Source organism: Candidatus Poriferisocius sp., assembly GCF_965202595.1.
Lineage (GTDB): Bacteria > Actinomycetota > Acidimicrobiia > Acidimicrobiales > Bin134 > Poriferisocius.
Window position 1 is genome coordinate 168,062 of record NZ_OZ241836.1, and the last position, 19,237, is coordinate 187,298.

The 19,237-nt window shown below is 60.1% G+C and carries 14 protein-coding genes and 3 pseudogenes; 12 read left to right on the top strand and 5 right to left on the bottom strand.

Annotated features, from left to right (window positions below; translation table 11 throughout):
• Positions 1-95 precede the first annotated feature (95 nt).
• The 5 genes and pseudogenes from ACOGXC_RS01150 to ACOGXC_RS01170 all read left to right on the top strand — a co-directional run bounded on the left by ACOGXC_RS01150 (position 96) and on the right by ACOGXC_RS01170 (position 6,365).
• A pseudogene (locus tag ACOGXC_RS01150) lies at positions 96-1,151 on the top strand (BMP family ABC transporter substrate-binding protein).
• A gap of 161 nt (positions 1,152-1,312) precedes the next feature.
• Entirely contained in the window at positions 1,313-2,782 is a 1,470-nt protein-coding gene (locus tag ACOGXC_RS01155; RefSeq protein WP_419918905.1) for an ABC transporter ATP-binding protein, read from the top strand.
• A 31-nt stretch (positions 2,783-2,813) separates the two neighbouring features.
• The gene (locus ACOGXC_RS01160; RefSeq protein WP_419918906.1) at positions 2,814-3,881 is read left to right on the top strand and encodes an ABC transporter permease; all 1,068 of its coding nucleotides are present in this window, start codon (positions 2,814-2,816) and stop codon (positions 3,879-3,881) included.
• A 202-nt stretch (positions 3,882-4,083) separates the two neighbouring features.
• Positions 4,084-5,040, top strand: coding sequence for an ABC transporter permease (locus ACOGXC_RS01165; protein WP_419918907.1), 957 nt, complete (start codon positions 4,084-4,086; stop codon positions 5,038-5,040).
• 146 nt (positions 5,041-5,186) lie between these two features.
• Positions 5,187-6,365: an MFS transporter gene (locus ACOGXC_RS01170; protein ID WP_419918908.1), complete on the top strand. Its 1,179-nt coding sequence runs from the start codon at positions 5,187-5,189 to the stop codon at positions 6,363-6,365.
• Positions 6,366-6,429: 64 nt separating this feature from the next.
• Here ACOGXC_RS01170 and ACOGXC_RS01175 read toward each other — a convergent pair whose 3' ends face one another.
• A complete protein-coding gene (locus ACOGXC_RS01175; protein WP_419918909.1) occupies positions 6,430-8,556 on the bottom strand; it encodes a molybdopterin-containing oxidoreductase family protein in 2,127 nt (708 codons plus the stop codon).
• The gene (locus tag ACOGXC_RS01180) at positions 8,537-9,367 is read right to left on the bottom strand and encodes an SDR family NAD(P)-dependent oxidoreductase (protein ID WP_419918910.1); all 831 of its coding nucleotides are present in this window, start codon (positions 9,365-9,367) and stop codon (positions 8,537-8,539) included. The genes ACOGXC_RS01175 and ACOGXC_RS01180 overlap by 20 nt, the downstream gene beginning before the upstream one ends.
• Positions 9,368-9,544: 177 nt before the next feature.
• Here ACOGXC_RS01180 and ACOGXC_RS01185 point away from each other — a divergent pair, with 177 nt between their 5' ends.
• Positions 9,545-10,822 carry an ATP-binding protein gene (locus tag ACOGXC_RS01185; RefSeq protein ID WP_419918911.1) on the top strand — a complete coding sequence of 426 codons (1,278 nt, stop codon included), beginning with the start codon at positions 9,545-9,547 and terminating at the stop codon, positions 10,820-10,822.
• A gap of 22 nt (positions 10,823-10,844) precedes the next feature.
• Here ACOGXC_RS01185 and ACOGXC_RS01190 read toward each other — a convergent pair whose 3' ends face one another.
• On the bottom strand, positions 10,845-12,095 hold the full coding sequence (locus ACOGXC_RS01190) for a DUF222 domain-containing protein (protein ID WP_419918912.1): 1,251 nt from the start codon (positions 12,093-12,095) through the stop codon (positions 10,845-10,847).
• A gap of 360 nt (positions 12,096-12,455) precedes the next feature.
• Between ACOGXC_RS01190 and ACOGXC_RS01195 the strand changes: the two genes are divergently transcribed.
• From ACOGXC_RS01195 to ACOGXC_RS01220, 6 genes and pseudogenes are all read left to right on the top strand, one after another.
• On the top strand, positions 12,456-13,019 hold the full coding sequence (locus tag ACOGXC_RS01195; RefSeq protein WP_419918913.1) for a hypothetical protein: 564 nt from the start codon (positions 12,456-12,458) through the stop codon (positions 13,017-13,019).
• Positions 13,020-13,108: 89 nt separating this feature from the next.
• Positions 13,109-13,324, top strand: a pseudogene (locus tag ACOGXC_RS01200) (transposase); the annotation flags it as partial.
• A gap of 18 nt (positions 13,325-13,342) precedes the next feature.
• Positions 13,343-14,092 (top strand): IS1595 family transposase, encoded by a 750-nt coding sequence (locus ACOGXC_RS01205; RefSeq protein WP_419919999.1) that lies wholly within the window; start codon positions 13,343-13,345, stop codon positions 14,090-14,092.
• Between the two features lie 430 nt (positions 14,093-14,522).
• Positions 14,523-16,025 carry a fibronectin type III domain-containing protein gene (locus ACOGXC_RS01210; RefSeq protein WP_419918914.1) on the top strand — a complete coding sequence of 501 codons (1,503 nt, stop codon included), beginning with the start codon at positions 14,523-14,525 and terminating at the stop codon, positions 16,023-16,025.
• 69 nt (positions 16,026-16,094) lie between these two features.
• Positions 16,095-16,310: pseudogene (locus ACOGXC_RS01215) on the top strand (transposase); the annotation flags it as partial.
• Positions 16,311-16,328: 18 nt separating this feature from the next.
• The gene (locus tag ACOGXC_RS01220) at positions 16,329-17,078 is read left to right on the top strand and encodes an IS1595 family transposase (protein WP_419919999.1); all 750 of its coding nucleotides are present in this window, start codon (positions 16,329-16,331) and stop codon (positions 17,076-17,078) included.
• Between the two features lie 403 nt (positions 17,079-17,481).
• Here the strand turns inward: ACOGXC_RS01220 and ACOGXC_RS01225 are convergent, their stop codons facing one another.
• Together ACOGXC_RS01225 and ACOGXC_RS01230 are read right to left on the bottom strand one after the other, a co-directional pair.
• A complete protein-coding gene (locus tag ACOGXC_RS01225; RefSeq protein ID WP_419918915.1) occupies positions 17,482-18,111 on the bottom strand; it encodes a hypothetical protein in 630 nt (209 codons plus the stop codon).
• Complete coding sequence (locus tag ACOGXC_RS01230; RefSeq protein ID WP_419918916.1) at positions 18,099-19,199, bottom strand: phospholipase A2; 1,101 nt, start codon at positions 19,197-19,199, stop codon at positions 18,099-18,101. Before ACOGXC_RS01230 ends, ACOGXC_RS01225 begins: the two co-directional genes overlap by 13 nt.
• Positions 19,200-19,237 lie beyond the last annotated feature (38 nt).

Here is a 19,237-nt window from a genome sequence, read left to right on the forward strand (position 1 = left end):
CAGGGGCACCGGAGCCGACATCCGAACCCACATCGCAAGAAACAACGCCAGCCCCCGAGGCCGAGCCTCCTGAGGCTGAACCTACCGAGGTCGAGATGCCATCCGAACCAGCCGGCGATGACGACCCGCCCTACTACGATGTCGGCAGCGATTTCGTTGCCGCCTTCGTATACGTGGGGCCGGTTGGTGATGCCGGTTGGACCTGGGCCCACGACCAGGGCCGCCAGTTTGCGGAGGATCAAACCGGTGCCACCACCCTGTTCGTCGAGAACGTAGCCGAGAACGCCGAGGATTTCCGATCGGTGGCCGTTGACTTCATCGAGAACGAGGGAGCAGACATCATCTTCGCCACCTCCTTCGGCTACATGGACACGATGGCGGAGCTGGCCGAGGAGTACCCGGACGTGGTGTTCGAGCACGCCAGCGGCTACAAAAAGAACGACACCAACTTCGGCAACTACTTCGGGCGCATGTACCAGCCCCGGTACCTGTCGGGTATGGCCGCCGGGGCCATGACCGAAAGCGACAAGATCGGCTACGTGGCCGCTTTCCCGATTCCCGAAGTGTTGTGAGGCATAAACGCCTTCACGCTGGGGGCCCAGAGGACCAACCCCGATGTGGAGGTGCACGTCAACTGGACGTTAACCTGGTTCGACCCCGCGATTGAGCGCGACACCGCTTTGGCCCTGCTTGCTGATGGTGCCGATGTGATCGCCATGCACCAGGACACCCCCGCTTCAGGTATCGCGGCCCAGGAGAAGGAAGCTCGCTGGGTGTCGTACAACTCCGACATGAGCTCTTTCGCCCCCAATGCGTTCATCACCGCACCGGTGTGGGATTGGGGCCCGTACTACACCCGTATCATCGCCGCAGTAGCGAACGGGACATACGAGCCCGCGGCCTACTGGGGAGGCATGGAAGACGAGATAGTCGGTTTGGCCCCTCCGGCCGACGACGTTCCCGAAGAGGTCGTAAACGAGATGCTCGAGGTGGCGAAGCAGCTCGAGGACGGTTCGTGGGATGTGTTCACCGGCGAGATCAAGGATCAGGATGGCAACGTGGTGGTAGCCGAGGGCGAGACCATGGAGGACGGGGCCATGCTGGAGATGGACTTCTTCGTCGAAGGCGTGGTGGGCAACCCCTCGTCGTGACCTAGAGCCCACAGAACCGTTCGTCCGGCGCGGTGGTGTCCTCGCCTGAACCACCAGAACGCTTGGCTAGCCCACCAGAAGACGGCTCGCCTTCGGCGGGGGCATCTTCTGGTGCTCAACATGCGGTCTGGCTCCGGGGAATTGAGAAACAGTTCCCCGGAGTGACCGCTTGCGCCGGGGCCGACCTGCGGGTGCGTCCCGGCACCATTCACGCGCTGCTGGGCGAGAACGGTGCCGGCAAGACCACCATGGTGAACGTGCTCGCCGGCGTTTACCTTCCCGATGCCGGTGAGGTGTGGGTTGACGGCAAGCGGTGCTATTTCCGCTCCCCCGCCGATGCCATCGCCGCCGGAGTGGGGATGGTTTACCAGGAGTTCAGGCTGGTTCCCACCCTGACGGTGTCCGAGAACATCGTATTGGGGGCTGCCTCCCGGATGCTTCGCAAATCGGAGATCGAGGATCGCGTGTCCGAGCTTTCTGCGACCTACGGCCTGGTTGTCGACCCCACCCGGCCGGTGTGGCAGCTCTCGATGGGGGAGCGCCAGCGGGTGGAAATCCTCAAGGCCTTGTGGCGGGACGCCTCGGTGTTAGTGCTGGACGAACCCACTGCGGTGCTGACCCCCAATGAAGCCGCCGAACTGGGAGCGACATTGCGGGGAATGGCTGAGGAGGGTCGCTCGGTCATATACATCAGCCACAAGCTGGATCAGGTGGTGGCCTTCTGCGACGAGGCCACGATATTGCGCCGGGGCAAGTCCGTGGCCACCGTGGAGGACTTGCTGGACGTGGACTTGGCGGCGTTGGCCGCAATGATGGTGGGAGAGTCCCAGTCGGCCCCGGCGGATCGCCCTCCCAGCGGCGAGCCGGGCCAGGAGGTTCTCTCGTTGCAGGGCGTAAGCGCTCTCAATGATCGCGGCCTGCCGGCGCTGGGTGGCATAGATCTGTCGGTTCATGCCGGGGAGATGGTGGGCATCGTCGGTGTTTCCGGCAATGGCCAGAAGGAGCTGGCGGAGGTCATAGCCGGGCTACGAAGACCCAAGGAGGGCCGGGTCCGGCTGGGGGGTCGGGACGCGACCACGGCATCACCTGCCGAACGTTACGGCCTGGGCCTTGCCTACGTGCCCGAGGATCGCCTGGGGGTGGGCTTGGCCACCAAGATGTCGGTGGTGGACAACTCCATAGTCAGGTCTTACCGGTCGCAGCGCCGGGGGGTGTTTCTGGCCATGTCCAAATGCATCAAGTTTTGCCGGGACCTGGTCGAAAGGTTCGGGGTCAAAGTGGGTCGGTTGAACGATCCGGTAGCGGGATTGTCGGGAGGCAATCTCCAGCGATTGCTGCTGGGGCGGGAACTCGCCGAGTCGCCCGCAGTTCTGGTGGCGGCCCAACCCACGCGGGGGTTGGATGTGCAGGGGGTGGCCGCAGTCCACGGGCATCTGGTGGAGCAGCGCTCCGCCGGGGTGGGAGTGCTCCTGATCTCCGAGGACCTGGACGAACTGCTGACCCTGTCCGACCGGTTGCTGGTGATGTTCGAGGGTCGGATAATGGGCGAGTACACCCCCGATGTCACCCCCAGAACCATCCTGGGCGAGGCCATGGCCGGGCGGCCCCCCAGTATGAAGCTACCGAAATGATCCGTCCCGTTCTCGTTATGAAGCTACCGAAATGATCCGTCCCGTTCTCATGCGGCGCGAGCGGGTGGTGCCCGCCACCCAGGCGCTGGGTTTTGTCGCCGGAATCTTGATGGCGCTGGTGCTGGGGGCGATCCTGCTTCTGATCTCGGACCAGAGCCCGCTCAAGGTTTACGAGCGGATGTTCGACTCGGCGTTCCTGGGCACCGACTCGCTGTCGCGCACGCTGGAGCGGGCAACCCCGCTGGCCCTGACGGGCCTGGCGGTGGCGGTGGCAGGTTCGATGGGGCTGTGGAACATCGGGGCCGAAGGCCAGATGATGGCCGGAGCCACGGTCGCGACCGGCGTGGCCATGGTGGCCGACGGGCTCTCGGGTCCTGTGCTGCTGGCTCTCATGCTGGTTTCGGGCATAGCCGGTGGCCTGGTCCTGGCGTTGGGCCCGGCGCTGGCCCGGTCGCAGCTCGGGGTTAGCGAGATAATCACCACGTTGATGCTGGTCTACGTGGCCATTCGACTAGTGGAGTGGTTGCAGACGGGTCCGTGGAAAGACCCGAACTCGTTCGGATTCGCCCAGATCGAGCCGGTGCCCGCGCAGGCCTCGCTACCGGGCCTGTTCGGGCGGGTTCACATCGGAGTGCTCATAGCCCTGGGGCTTTTGGTGTTCTTCTCGCTGGCCGTGTCCCGCACCTCATGGGGCTACGAGCTGCGCCTGGCCGGATCATCAGCCGAAACCGCCCGCTATGCCGGTATATCCCTGCGCCGCAAGGTGCTGACCGCGCTGCTCATGTCGGGCGGTATAGCCGGCCTGGCTGGGGCGGTGCAGCTCACCGGGTCGGCTACCCGGCTGAACCCGGACTTGTCGAACGGTTACGGCTTTGCCGGGATCATCGTGGCTGCTCTGGCCCTCATGCGGCCATCGGGGGTGGCAGTGGTGGCCTTCGTGTTCGGAGCGGTGCAGGTGGGCGGCCAGAGCATCCAGACCTTGGGGGTCAGCTCGGCCATATCCGACATCTTGCAGGCCATGATCCTGTTCGGAGCTCTGGTGTCGGTGGTGTTCTTCAACTACCGGATCCGCTGGGCCAGGGGGGCTGCTCATGTCTGAGGCGGTTCTGATCGGGCTGTTCGTGGCCACCGTGCAGTTCGGCTGGGCCAGGGGGGCTGCTCATGTCTGAGGCGGTTCTGATCGGGTTGTTCGTGGCCACGGTGCAGTTCGGCTGGGCCAGGGGGGTTGCTCATGTCTGAGGCGGTTCTGATCGGGTTGTTCGTGGCCACGGTGCAGTTCGGCTGGGCCAGGGGGGTTGCTCATGTCTGAGGCGGTTCTGATCGGGTTGTTCGTGGCCACGGTGCAGTTCGGCACGCTGGTGTTTCTGGCTGCGCTGGGTGAGCTGATCGCCGAGCGGGCCGGGGTGCTGAACCTCGGGGTCGAGGGGATGATGGCGATGGGGGCGGTTAGCGGGTTCATGGTCGGGCTGGAGACCGGCAGCCCCTGGGTGGCGTTCTTTGCCGCCGCCGGGGTCGGTGCTCTGGTGGGGGGACTCCACGCGCTGGTGAGCGTGGTGCTGGGGGCCGATCAGGTGGTGTCGGGCTTGGCTCTGACCATTGGCGGTCTGGGTTTGTCGGCCTACGTGGGTCGCAACGTGGTGGGCGAGCCACCCAAGACCCAGTTCACCGACCTGGGAATCCCCGGGTTGGCCGATATCCGCTGGATTGGCGACATCTTCTTCGACCAGCCGCCGGTGGTGTACCTGGCGATGGTGCTGGGGCCGGCCGTCTGGTTCGTGCTGACCCGCACCCGGCTGGGGTTGGCCCTGCGGTCGGTGGGCGAATCGGCTCCCACCACCGATGCTGCGGGCCACTCGGTGATGGCCCTGCGGGTGGGGGCGGTCATGGTCGGGGGTGGGTTCGCCGGGGCGGCCGGGGCCTTCCTGTCGCTGTACATGGCCCCGGGCTGGAGCGAGAGAATGGTGGCCGGACGGGGTTGGATCGCGGTGGCCCTGGTGATCTTCGGGGCTTGGAGGCCGGGAAGGTTGGCCGCTGGTGCGCTGCTGTTCGGTTTCACGCTGGCGCTTCAGCCTCGGTTGCAGACCTTCGACATAAGCATCCTGGGGGTTGAGGTCAGCCGGATCTCACCGGCGTTGCTGGGTATTCTGCCGTTCGTGCTCACCGTGGTGGTGCTGGTCATCATAAGCTGGCGCGCCCGCCACCGCCCCTCCCCGGCCCCGTCTGCTCTGGGCATCGCCTACCGCCGAGAAGAGCGCTGAGTCGGCCGGCCCCGGCAGGCAGTGGCGCTCTGGTGGTTCGATCCCCCGGAATGGCCCGATCCCCCGGAATGGCCCGATCCCCCGGAATGGCCCGATCCCCCGGAATTGTCGGGTTCCCCGGCTCCGGCGGGCAGTAGGGTGCCACGATGGCAGTGAGCAACCCGTTCGTTTCAGCGCGCCCGTTTCTGCCCTATTTCGTGGTCAGCGGTTCGCTGTCGATGGGTTACGGGTCGGTTTTCACCCTGCTGGCCGAGTTCCGGGAGAGGTTCGGGTTCAGCGAGACCGAACTGGGGTTTATCGCCGGGGTCGGCTTCTTTGCCGGGGTCATCGCCCAAGTGGGCCTGGCTCGCTTCGCCGATAGGGGGCATGCCCGGTTGCTGGTTCACTCCGGGGTTATCGTGGCCATCGTCTCGATGGTCGGCATGGCAGTGGCCGATCAGGCCTGGCAGTTCATGGCGGCCCGCTTCTTCCTCGGGGCCGGCAGCGGGGCGGTGGGTCCGGCCATTCGCCGCATTCTCATCACCCGGGATCCGCCCAACATGGGCAGCAACCTGGGGGCGATGGGAGCCTTCGACGTCAGCGGTTTCGTGCTCGGACCATTGGTGGCCGGGGTGCTTGCCGAGCTAATCGGGTTGCGGGCCCCGTTCCTGTTCCTGGCGGCGCTCTATGTCGCGGTTTACGTGTGGGCGCTGAGACTGGACCTGTCGGCCGATGACATGACCCGGGCCCCGATTTCCGTGCTGCGGATGCTGGCCATCAAACCGTTACTGGCCGGGGTGCTGGCCGGGTTGGCCTTCTACACCACGATCGGGGTGTTCGAGGCCTCGTGGGCGATCCTGCTCGACGACTTGGGGGCGGGCACCCTGCTCATCGCGATCTCGATCAGCCTGTTCGCCATTCCCATGATCCCCCTGGCTCCCCTGGGCGGCAGCTACGCCCACCGTCGGGGTCCGATCCGTGTCATGGCGGTCACGATCATGGGTGCGGTGGCCTGCATGCTGGTGTACGGCTATGTGGAGTTGGTCTGGGTGCTCGTCGCGGTGTCGGCGGTTCACGCCATGTTCGACGCGTTCACCATGCCCGCCGGGCAGCTAACCGTGGCCCTATCGGTACCCGCCGAGCAGGCTGCGGCGGCCCAGGGGCTTTACGGGGCGGTGGGCCTGGTTGTCGCCGGGGTGGCCGCGGTCTTCGCCGGGATAATCTACGACGTTTGGGGTCCTGAGGTTCTGTTCACCAGTTCGTCGGTGGTCATGGTGGTGGCCCTGTCCGGAGCCGTGGCCCTGGGTCGAGAGCTTCCGGGCCAACCCAGCCGTAGCCGTCGCTAGCCCGGGCTGAGGGTGACCGGTAGGCGATTTTACCCTGCGGGCCGATACCGCCTTGGTCTCGTCGCTAGCCCGGGCTGAGGGTGACTGGTAGGCCCGACTGGAGCACCATGCCGGTGAGGGGGTCCACATCGGATCCGGCGGTTGTGAGGGTGCAGACATTGGGGTCGGCCCATCCGTGGGGTATGGACACCGCTCCGGGGGCGATCTCGTCGCTGGTTCTGGCCTTGCCCACCAGCTCGCCGTGGGCGCTGCGCACCCGCACCGGTTGACCGTCGGCGATCCCGTGGTCGGGGTGGATGAGCACCTCGGGCCCCACCCCACCCAGGTCGCGGAGCTGCCCGTTCATGGTTCGCATCTGGCGGCGGGGTACCAGTACCAGGGGTTCGGGGTCGTCGAGGTCGGTCAATTGCGCTACCAGGGGCTCGGGGGCCAGTCGCCAGCGGCGGTTGGGCAAAACCCGGTTCAGTACCCAACCGTGAACCGGGGCGGTGATGTCCACTATCCCCCGGCGGGCCCCCAGCACGGTGGCGGTGTCGCGGCGGCCCCGCCCGGCGATCAGCGCCAGCAGGTCCTCGTCGGTGGTGGTTTCGGGGTCGATCCCCCGGGGCAGCACCCCCACCCCCATGCGCTGGCCCAACTCGGCGAATGCTCGCCACATCAGCTTGCGGTCGGCTCCGGGGGGAACCACCGCCGGGGTGTACTGGGTGGCGACCTGCGGCTGGTAGGCATCCAGCATCCACGGAATGTCGGCCCGCTCCAGTTGGCCGGCGACCGGCAGCAGGTGGGTGGCTGCCCCGGTGGTGTCGGTCTCCACCACATCGGCAATGGCCAGCACATCCAGGCCGGCCAGCGCGGCCCGGGTACGGTCCCGGTCGGGAAAGGCGATCAGCGGGTTGCCGCCCACCACCAGCAGCGCCCGAACGTTGCCGGCCTCGATCTCGCTCACCAGCGCGGCGCATGGGTATTCGCCGAACCGGCGGGGCAGTTCGGGGCGGCTGGCCGGGCCGGGTTCGGGGTGGCCATCGGAGGTCTGCCAGTTTCGGGTGTCGAGCTGCATCAGGTAGCCGGGGTTGAACCACATTCCGCCGGGGCGGTCGTAGGAACCGGTGACGATGGCCAGGGCCCACAGCAACCATTCGGTCACGTTGGCGTGGCGACCCATGGAAACACCGGTACCCGAAAGCACCGCCAGCCGTCCCGCGGTGCGCACCGCATCCAGCAGCTCGATCAGGTCGTCACCGTCCACCCCGGTACCTGCGACGGCTCGCTCCAGGGTGAACGGGGCCACCGCTTCGGCCAGCTCGTCGGTGCCGGTGGCGTGGCTGTCCAGGTAGTCCCGGTCGGCCCCGCTTTGCAGGATCTCTCGCACCAGCCAGCCCAAAATCAGATGGTCGGTACCGGGCCGGGGGGCCAGGTGGCGGTCGGCGATCCGGGCCGTTTCGGTGCGGCGGGGGTCGATCACCCACACCGGACCCCGCTCTTGTTGGGCCCGCAGCCGCCGCACCGGGTCGGCCAACCCGTTGCCATGGCCGTGGGACACCACCGGGTTGGTGCCCACCAGCACGAGCAGCCGGGCGGCTTGCTGGTCCCAAATCGGGGTCAGCCCCGACCAGCCGCCCATGAGTTCGGCCACCAGCGGGCGCATGGGCGTGTCGATGGTGGTGGCGGTGTACTTCTGGCGGGATCCAATGGCGGTGAGGAATCGTTCGGCGGCCCGGCGACCGTTGGTGTCGTAGGCCGAACCGCTGGCCAGGTACATGGCCACCGCGTCGGGCCCGCTCTCGTCGATGATCGCCACCAGGCGGCCGGCCAGGTCGTCCAGGCACCGGTCCCAGCTTGTGTCCCGCCCGTCGAGCCGGGGGTGGTCGAGCCGCTGGGGATGGTGGTGCCACTCGGCCAGGGCCCGGCCCTTCGGGCAGGTGTAGCCCCGGGACAGGGGGTGGGCTTGATCGCCCCGCACCCTGAGCACCCGGTTGCCGTCAACGGTGACGGTGATGCCACACATGGCGGTGCAGATGCGGCAAAAGGAGTGAGTCTCCTCGGGTTGGCCCTCAGGGGGTTTATCTTCAGGCCAGGCCGCGGGCACGGAGTGGCTCTCCTCGGGTTGGTTCTCAGGGGGTTTATCTTCAGGCCAGGCCGCGGGCACGGTGCGGGTCTTTTCGGGTTCGCCCTCAGGCCAGGCCGCGGGCACGGTCGAGACTCCAGGGGGATGAGGGGTCGGGGCCACGGTTGTGGGCGATCTCGGCCATGATGCCCTCCCGCCGGGCCAGGGCCACCATGCTCTCCAGGCGGCCGGTGTAGGTGGTGGGCTGGCTGAGCATCCAAACGATGCCCTCGGCGGCCACCGCGGTGCTGACCCAGGTGGAGTGATCGGCATCGGGGGAGTTCATCATGAAGCCCTCGCTGGCCACCGCGGTGTCAATGCGAAAGCAGTTCACCGCTATCTTGTCGCCGGCCAAGATCGCCGCGCTGGACACCGTCAGGTGCTCCAACGCAATCTTGGACATGCCGTAGGCCATCATCGGGGAGTAGAAGGCCAGCGCAGCAGCCGACGATACGTTGACGATCCTCCCGTTGCGGTCGGCCAGGTGGGGGCGGCAAAGCCGGGTGGCCAGCAGCGGGGCGGTGGTGTTGATGGCGAAGGTCAGCTCGTAGCGTTTGAGTTCCAGGTCGAGGTCGCCGGCGAAGGTAACCGCAGCGTTGTTGACCAGGGCATCAATGCCCCCGAAGTGGGCCATCACGGTGTTGACCATGGCTTCGATCCGGTCGGGTTTGGACAGGTCGCAGGGCACGGCCAAACCCTCGCCCCCGGCGGCGTTGACGGCCCGGGCGGTCTCGTCCACCGTGCCGGGGAGCTTCAACCGGGTGGCATCGGTGGCCCGGGCCACGCAGGCCACCGCGGCTCCCTGCTCGCCCAACCGGATCGCCGTCGCCCGACCCACCCCCCGGCTGGCCCCGGTAACTATCACCACCCGGTTCTTGAACGGTTGTGCTTCTCGCATCCGACCTTCTCTATTTGTCGTGACCACTCTCTATATATATTGCTCTCTATATATATTGCTCTCTATATATGGCATTCAAACTGCCATTTTACTGGCGTGTGAACTGCCAGTAAAATGGCATGTGCTGCTAAGCTGCTTCCAAGGCAGTAGGGGCAGCGATTGGAGATACTACCCAAAGTGTCGGATGAGATTACTCCTGAGGGGTACTTGCCGAGGATTGTGGACGGCGAGATGCGCATGGCTTTGAGGACGATGCCTGCTGTGGTGGTGGAAGGTCCTCGGGCGTGTGGCAAGACCTGGACCGGGAGGCGGTTTGCCGGCAGCGCCGTGTTCTTGGATGAGAGGGCGAGTGCTGCTTTGGCCTCGGGTATGGATCCAGCGTTGATTCTGGACGGGGATGCGCCGCGGCTGCTGGACGAGTGGCAGCTTGCGCCGGGAGTGTGGAATCCCATGCGGCGAGCATGCGATGCCCGGGATCGGAAGGGCCAGTTCATCTTGACCGGTTCTGCCGACCCACCCGACGATGTGACCCGGCATTCCGGGGCTGGGCGGATAATACGGGTTCGTATGCGCCCGATGAGCCTCTACGAGAGTGGGGAGTCCGGTGGTTCCGTCTCGCTTGGGGGGCTGCTGGATGGCCAGGAGTGTGCTGGGGATCACACCGAACTCACGTTGGGTGATGTGTTGGCGCTGGCGGTTCGGGGTGGATGGCCCCAGATGCTGGATGTTGACCTGGCTGTGGCTGCCACCGCGGCTAGTGCCTACCTGGGCGAGATCAGCAGGACGGATGTGTCGAGGGTGGATGGTGTCGACCGTGACCCGGTGCGGGTGGGCCGGTTGCTGGTTTCGTTGGCCCGTAACGTCGCCACCGAGGTAAAACGCACGACGCTGGCAGCCGATACCGCCGCACCGGGTGAACCACCGCTGGAGCGCCGCACCGTAGCTGGATACATGGACGCGCTGTCCCGACTTTTCGTGATCGAGCAGGTGCCGGCCTGGCGGCCTCATTTGGCCTCTCGCGCCCAGGCCCGCAAGGCCCCGAAGCTCAGCTTGGTTGATCCGTCGCTCACCGCGTCGGCTCTGGGCGCCGGGGTGGACTCGCTGCTTGGGGACCTGAGCCTCGCGGGCCGCCTGTTCGAGTCGATGGTGATACGCGATTTGCTGGTTTATGCCCAGGCCAACCAGTTGTCGCTATCTCACTACCGTGACAGCGACAACCTGGAAGTTGACCTGATCGTCGAGCATCGCGACGGAAGGTGGGCGGCGATAGAGGTGAAGCTCGGCGGAAGCAAAGCCATCGACAAGGGTGCTGAGGCTCTGCTCCGGTTGCGGGCCAAGCTCGACCGCGACAAAACCGGTGAGCCGGCCCGGTTGCTCATCGTGACCGCAGGGGGCTATGCCTACGAACGTCCCGACGGGGTGTGCGTAGCCTCGATTACCTCCCTCGGCCCGTAACTTATCGGCTATTCGCATCGGGCTATTCGCGTTGTGATGTGCTGAGGAGGACGTTGCTGTAGGTGGGTTTTGGGGTCCATGGGGTGGGGGGTGGTTGGGGTTGGTGTTTGTGGGTTTGGGTGTGGCAGGTGGGGCAGAGTAGGACGAGGTTGTTGATGCTGGTTCTGCCGCCGTGTTCCCAGGGCTTGATGTGGTGCACATCACAAGCAGTAGCTCTCAGCCCGCAATTGACGCAGTGTTTGTCACGGGCATAGAGAGCAAGTTTTTGAGCTCGGGTGGCGGAGCGTTGCTTACGACCCAAATACAGGGGCACACCCTCGGCGGTGAAGATGGCCGGTATTAGGGCTGCGTCGCAAGCGATGCGGCGCAGTTCGTCTAGGTCGATGGGGGTGTCGTCTATGAGCCCAGCGTTTTTGAGCTGGCCGGTGAGCAGGTCGTAGTCAACCTTCACCAAAAGCGTGGTGGGCTGCACCGCCACGTCACCACCATGATCACCGCAGGTGCCACTGGCGGTTTTGGGGTTCTTGTGGGGGGTCTGGGTGATCAAAGCAGCGAGCGCGTCGGCGGCTCTCTGCTGGTGGGTGCGGTCGCTGCCAGTTTTGGAGTCGTCGCGGAACATGCGATCACACATGCCATCGAGCGCGGTTTTGACCCGCTCACCGGTCACCCGGTCCAACTCGGCGTGCAGCACCACCATGCCGTCATCACCATTGAACACCGCAGCCTTGCGACGGCGGCGCTGCTGATCGTGTTGCGACTCCCCATCGGAGCCGCGCCGATCATCCTCCTGGCGGGCCAAAGTTTTCCTGAACCGGTCCAGGTCTTCGGTTTTGGCTTTGTCAATCAAGTCTTCTTCCTGGGCTGGGTTCAAAGGCACCCGGCCGTGGGACTCCCCCAGCAAGCGGGCATGATCTATCGAGAACCCGCCGGCTTTGACCGCGTCCACGGTGGCGGGTAGTTCTCGCAGCGATCCGGCGGTGCGGGCTTGGCGGTTGGCCAGGTAGCGGCCCATTCCGAACTGGAGGCAAAGAGCCCGCACCTCGCCCTCGCCCAAAAGATCACCGTAACGGTTCAACACCTCGGTCATGTACCCGTCCAGTGTGCAACGGGCTGCGTTGATCTCGAACAGCAAATCGAACAAACCCTTGGAATCCATGCCATCTAAATCAACCATCTCCAACCGCAAAACATCCCCACCATCAGCATCGTTGCTGCCGGCAGTGTTAGCATCAGAATTGCTTTCATGTTCGGAAACACTGGGGTCGAACTTCATACCCTCAATACTATCAGGCAGGGTGACAATACCCACCCAAAATTCAAAATATTCCTGAAAAATATTTTGAAAGACAGATGTATTATTGTTGGGTCAGCAAGCTCCATCAGGGGATAGGTGATGCTTCGGGCTGCCCTCTCGATCCACTTCACAAATTAGCGAAAAGCCAATTTTTGTGGTATAGCTAGAAAGAGGAGGATTCACGGATTCATGTTGAGGAGAGGATTTGGAGTTCCCACCGTCTGGTGGAAGAGGTTTGTGTGTGTCTGTGTGGCCGCATTGTCCTTCGCGGGGCTCACAACGATCGCGCCTTCCTCGGTAGTAGCACAGGATTCGACAGGCTTCAGCGATGAGAGCACGATGCAGGTGCGGATTGTTGCCCGCAAGCTGGCCGGTGGCAGGATCGAGTTCGCTCTCCAACCCGCCCAACCCGGGGGTACATGGGGCAACCGTCTACTACCCCAAACCCGCTATTTCCCTCCCGATGCCCGAATTGACCGTTGGCTGGTCAGCTCCCCGCTGTCCGTAGAAACCGCAACGGTGCGGATCGTTGCTCGCAAGCTGGGCAGCGGCAGGATTGAGTTCGCTCTTCAGCCGGCTGATGCCGATGGTTCGTGGGGTGATCGTCTACTGCCTCGAACCCGCTATTTTCCTCCCGATGCCCGAATTGATCGCTGGCTGGTCAGCTCCCCACTCGAAGTCCAGTCCGCACCGCTGGTAATTCCCATATATCCCTATATAACTCCTATATATTCCGGTCACATCCCTGGACCTGAGTTTTGTGCGGAGTTTTCTTTGGGTGGGGCCCGGTTGTTTGCTGGGGACAGTGACGGTGATGGTGTAGCCGATGTATGCGCGCTGCCTTACACCCGCCGCGAAGCCATAGCCCGCCACAATGCGGTAGTTACTTTAGCGAACCTTTAGGGGCTTATATATGTGACTAGCCAAACTACTGTTGACCTGGGGAATTGGGCCACAGAGAAAGTGTCGCTTGTGTTGGTATAATAGTAAATATGGAGAATAATAAATCCTCGGGTAAAGGGCCGGGACGGTCGGGCAGGAAAGGCATTTCCTTGCCTCAATTTTTTCGACTCTTTCCCGACGATCAAAGTGCAGAAGCTTTTATAGAAGCGGCGCGGTGGCCGAACGGTGTGGCCTGTCCACGATGCCAAAGTGAACGGATCAGTCGTATAAGAACCCGCCAGCCGATGCCCTTTCGGTGTAAGGACTGCCGTAAGCATTTCTCAGTGAAGACCGGCACGGTGATGGCCGACTCAAAGCTCTCCTGCCAGACATGGTTGTTAGCCGTGTATTTGTTCAACACCGGGTTGAAAGGTGTGTCTAGTATGAAGTTGCATCGTGATCTTGGGGTGACGCAGAAAACGGCGTGGCATTTGGCGCACCGGATTCGTGAGGGGATGAAGGTTGACGATTTCCTGTTTGTCGGCCCGGTGGAGGCCGATGAGACCTATGTGGGCGGGCTGGAGCGCAACAAGCACCAGCACAAACGGATGAAAGCAGCAGGCGGCCCATCGGGGAAGGCTATCGTCGCCGGTGTGAGGGAGCGGACAACGGGTCGGGTTGCTGCCGGTGTGGTGGCTGACACCAAAGCTGCTACCTTGACCGCCGTGGTCACCGACCACACTGAGAGGGAGTCTGTGGTGTTCACCGACGAGGCCCCCGGCTACCTGCCGTTGAACAGGGCCGGGTACAAGCACCACGCCGTTACGCATTCGACAGGTCGCTGGGTTGATGGGATGGCCCACACGAATGGGCTGGAATCCTTTTGGGCGTTGCTCAAGCGCGGCTATCAGGGCACCTACCACCACATATCGCCTGAACATCTCCACCGCTACATCGCTGAGTTCCAGCACAGGCACAACGAGCGTCCCAAGAACACGATTCAGCAAATGGCGGATGCGTTCTCCATGATGGAGGACAAACTACTAACCTATGACCGTCTAACCGCCGAGGGGGTCCAAGCGAATGCAGCCTGACTATCCCACAGAGGAAGAACTAGCGGATACGCTCCGAGCCGTGCTCATCATGCCACCCGACGCTGTGGACACAACCGATTTGGAGGATAGCGTCTAATGCGGAAATTATATACAAAGCTAACCACATCTGTTTTGACCAGGGCTTTTCTCTCTAACCAGTCAAAAAAATCCCAGGCCAGATGTAGTTTGGCTAGTCACATATATAAGCCCCAACCTTTACCCCTATCTGTACCGCCAGCTAGTCAAGGCCGCGTGCGCCACCCAGCCCAATGGTGAGGCTTGTGGGGGTGACAACCTCACGCTGCCAGGTTTCCCACCACTCAACGACGGAGGCCCCTATTACTCCGGGACCATAACCGGCCCCTTTTGGTGCGCTAACCGTTCTCTGGGTGGGCCCACCACCTACCCACTGGATAGTGACGGTGACGGGGTGGCCGATATCTGTTCACTGCCCTACACTCGTCGCGAGGCCATAGCCCGCCAACAAGCTGGCGACACCCTTGCCGCTACATATAGTGACGAGTACAGCACCATCCTCACCCAAGAATGCCGTCGTCTCGGCGAAATAAATTACGGTGATGACCCCTCAGACTTTGCCGCCGACATATGCAACAATGATAACCAAATTACAGAGCCTCCAGAGGCCCCTAAGGGATTGGTTGCAGAGGTTGGTGATGGGCAGGTCACCTTGAGGTGGGATGCTGGTGGTGAGGTGAGTTATCTTATCACTGGTTGGGAATATCGAGTTAAAGTAGCAAACCAAAAATATAGTGAGTGGACTGCAATTGCAGGCGGTGCTGGTGTTTCTAATTACACAGTGGCAGGTCTGCAAAACGGAGTGTCGCACAAGTTCGAGGTGCGAGCAGTCAACCAGGCCGGAGTTGGGCCTGCTGCGGAAACTGAGCCGTTGACACCTTGTGGAGGACAAGCACCATGTGTGGCAAAATATACCGTGCCGGTCTATTTTTGTGCTCCTGCTGGCCGGTACTCGCAATCTAATATGGAGAGCATAGTTGCTGAGCTGGATACTCATGTCCACAGGTTCTACGACCGGGAGTCGTCTGGATTGGTTGATGTCAGACTGACCTTGAATGGTATTGTATCTCCCGACATAAACTGGAATACATTGTTTGATAGTCTTTTTTACAATGAACGATCTGGGCTCTCGAAATGTGAACTTGAAACCATAAATGCTGCTGGTGGTGACACTCAGGTACTTGTTCTTATAAGTATGCAAAATCGTACTTTAGGTGGATGGGCACGCTATAATATCGGGCCAGCGGTGGTGACACTGGATGCTTGGGGCGGTCCTGGACATGGTGGTTTCCATCAAACTGTTGCCCACGAACTGGGGCATTCCCTGTTTGGCTTAGGCCATACTGATGACGAAGAGATAAGGGTAGTTGACTGCTCGGAGGTTGAATGGTCGTTGATGAACTCGTACAGTGACTGCGTAGATAATATCAGTGGACACGATAAGCTAGACTACTATCGGATAACCTGTTTGCAACGTCAGCAGCTCGGTTGGCCATGTACTGCCCCTACTCCTGCTGTTGCTGGCGATATACCTCGATCGTATGGACAATGGAGATCCTATGAATCCACTAACTTTATACAGGAAGGTGTTAGAGCTAAAACTATTCGGCAGGACATTCCCGGCAACCCCGATGATGCAGTTTTGTATGTTGCTTGTGATTACAGTGATACCAAAGCTGAATGGAGGTTATTTCTCTCTATCCGCTGGGGTGGGACAGCTTTTTATGCTCCAGGATACAGCGATGACTTCACCATGAGTATTCGCTTCTCTGATAGGTCGTTGCTTGAAGTAGCAGCTACTGAGTCAGATAATAACTATTTTTCTGCAATCCCATCCTGGAATCCCGATGCTCGCCAAGTCGCCCGGGAAATAATAGGGGCTTATATATGTGACTAGCCAAACTACTGTTGACCTGGGGAATTGGGCCACAGAGAAAGTGTCGCTTGTGTTGGTATAATAGTAAATATGGAGAATAATAAATCCTCGGGTAAAGGGCCGGGACGGTCGGGCAGGAAAGGCATTTCCTTGCCTCAATTTTTTCGACTCTTTCCCGACGATCAAAGTGCAGAAGCTTTTATAGAAGCGGCGCGGTGGCCGAACGGTGTGGCCTGTCCACGATGCCAAAGTGAACGGATCAGTCGTATAAGAACCCGCCAGCCGATGCCCTTTCGGTGTAAGGACTGCCGTAAGCATTTCTCAGTGAAGACCGGCACGGTGATGGCCGACTCAAAGCTCTCCTGCCAGACATGGTTGTTAGCCGTGTATTTGTTCAACACCGGGTTGAAAGGTGTGTCTAGTATGAAGTTGCATCGTGATCTTGGGGTGACGCAGAAAACGGCGTGGCATTTGGCGCACCGGATTCGTGAGGGGATGAAGGTTGACGATTTCCTGTTTGTCGGCCCGGTGGAGGCCGATGAGACCTATGTGGGCGGGCTGGAGCGCAACAAGCACCAGCACAAACGGATGAAAGCAGCAGGCGGCCCATCGGGGAAGGCTATCGTCGCCGGTGTGAGGGAGCGGACAACGGGTCGGGTTGCTGCCGGTGTGGTGGCTGACACCAAAGCTGCTACCTTGACCGCCGTGGTCACCGACCACACTGAGAGGGAGTCTGTGGTGTTCACCGACGAGGCCCCCGGCTACCTGCCGTTGAACAGGGCCGGGTACAAGCACCACGCCGTTACGCATTCGACAGGTCGCTGGGTTGATGGGATGGCCCACACGAATGGGCTGGAATCCTTTTGGGCGTTGCTCAAGCGCGGCTATCAGGGCACCTACCACCACATATCGCCTGAACATCTCCACCGCTACATCGCTGAGTTCCAGCACAGGCACAACGAGCGTCCCAAGAACACGATTCAGCAAATGGCGGATGCGTTCTCCATGATGGAGGACAAACTACTAACCTATGACCGTCTAACCGCCGAGGGGGTCCAAGCGAATGCAGCCTGACTATCCCACAGAGGAAGAACTAGCGGATACGCTCCGAGCCGTGCTCATCATGCCACCCGACGCTGTGGACACAACCGATTTGGAGGATAGCGTCTAATGCGGAAATTATATACAAAGCTAACCACATCTGTTTTGACCAGGGCTTTTCTCTCTAACCAGTCAAAAAAATCCCAGGCCAGATGTAGTTTGGCTAGTCACATATATAAGCCCCAAATAATAAGCAAGGATGGGCAGGATGTGACCTGGTTTGCCCGTGATTCGCAGGGAAGATTGTTCCAGGCAACATTCAATACTACAGGGGCGGCAGTTGCAGTTCAGTCAGTGCTGAACTTTTGTGACTCTCAAGAATAGATCAGATAACACTGTTTCTATTTCCCACAATTGTTCTGCACTTTGCTTATCGTCAAAGGATAATCAAAAACAATACGATGCCAGCAACACGGGAGACTATCCAAAGCGCTGCTACCAGTAATAGCAAGCGCACTTTGTCTGATCGGTTGGGCGAGATACCCCACCTAAAATACATGAGGCAACCAAGGAAGATTTCCTGGGCAATCAAGATCAAACTAAGCAATATAGATATGATGAAAAGTAACGGTAGGCTTGTTTGAGTATAGAATTTGCGAATAGATTTATTCAGTTTCTCCTTTTCTTGTTTGGTGAACTTTAGCCATACTAGATAACATATAGTGGATATTGGAATGCATCCAAATATAAGGTATAGGTAGCCAAGGCTTGCAGTTGAACTTTCTGAATGGGCTATACCTATGCTTAATATAAGAACTGCCAGTAGGTGATATAGCCCAAATATGATCAATAATCTCCTACTCATCTGGATGAGCGATGATATTACCATGGCTGGGGATGCCATTATTACAAGGAATATCATCCTTTGAGGTATGAAACCACCCCAAACACCTGCCCGATGCATTTCAAACTCGCCGGCAACTATGCCAACTACTGTGAAGGCATACAGGACCCAGAGCCTATTTAGTAGTGATACTGGTTTCTTCAGAGACATCAGAAAAGCCATGTGCCTAAACTTCTAGCACCAATGTATAATTTTGATGCCTCAGAGTAACACTTTGGTTTATGAATAGTTGATCTTTTACTACAGTCATATTTCATATCATTATACATTATGTTATCACAGGTTAGCCGATTCATATTTGCATAGTTGAGCCTCTTCGAATGTCCTAGGTCATAGCAGTAATCGTGTCCCTTACAAGCTTGACGAAAATCATATATAACTCCAATTCCCCATATGTTTAAACGGTCAGGTATGGGAAGTGGTTCACCACACCCTCCATCGGCTTTACCAACTCTCCAAAGACTGAAATGCTTGATCCATTTTGGATAATATCCTCGAGCCACTATATCTCTGTATTCAGGGCACCTTTGTCCATTGAGATACTGCTTTGCAGTTCCTAGTTTGGTCACCTGAGATTGTGAGTTGCATCGGAAAGTGTGGTATTCCGGGTCTGCGACAACTGGCCATGCAGTAACATTGCTGGTATCCACTGTAATCCTTATATCTGTTTTGGTAATGGTTTGAGTAATTGGTACCTGTTGCCCATTTGCATCAAGCGCCCAAGGTTCTGCAATCGATCCGATTACTAGATCTTCCTTGTTGACAAAAATTGCACCTCCATTCTCTAGAGTAAGCACTGATATATTCTGATCAAGTTTCAATTTAACAGTGTGCGAAGTTGGTGCATGAACGCTTTCCAGCACTATCATCATCCTGTAACCGCGACCTCCCTCCAGACCTTGTACTAGCCAGCGCGAATTGTCATCAACCCCTAGGCCAACTAGCCCAATGGCACCAACCTCTTCTTGCTTACCTTCCAATACAAATGTGACACCACAACCAGAGTCCAACTTCCCACCAACTATAGCAGGAGCGGTGTTGTCGGATTGGTTCAACAATTCAGTATGCTGCTTCAAGATATTCAGTGCTGGATCGGTGTATGTTACCTGTTCCGAGGTTTGTCCTACAACACCGTCTGGATTTGTGGGCACACTACCCACCAGCTCTGACGGTGTAGTTTCGCTCGTACCACCATCGAACGCTGTTCCCACGCTGCCGCATCTGGATGGCACTGCCGAGTCGGGTTCCACCGGAGCCGCAGAAGCGATCGAACCGGCTGACGGAGCCA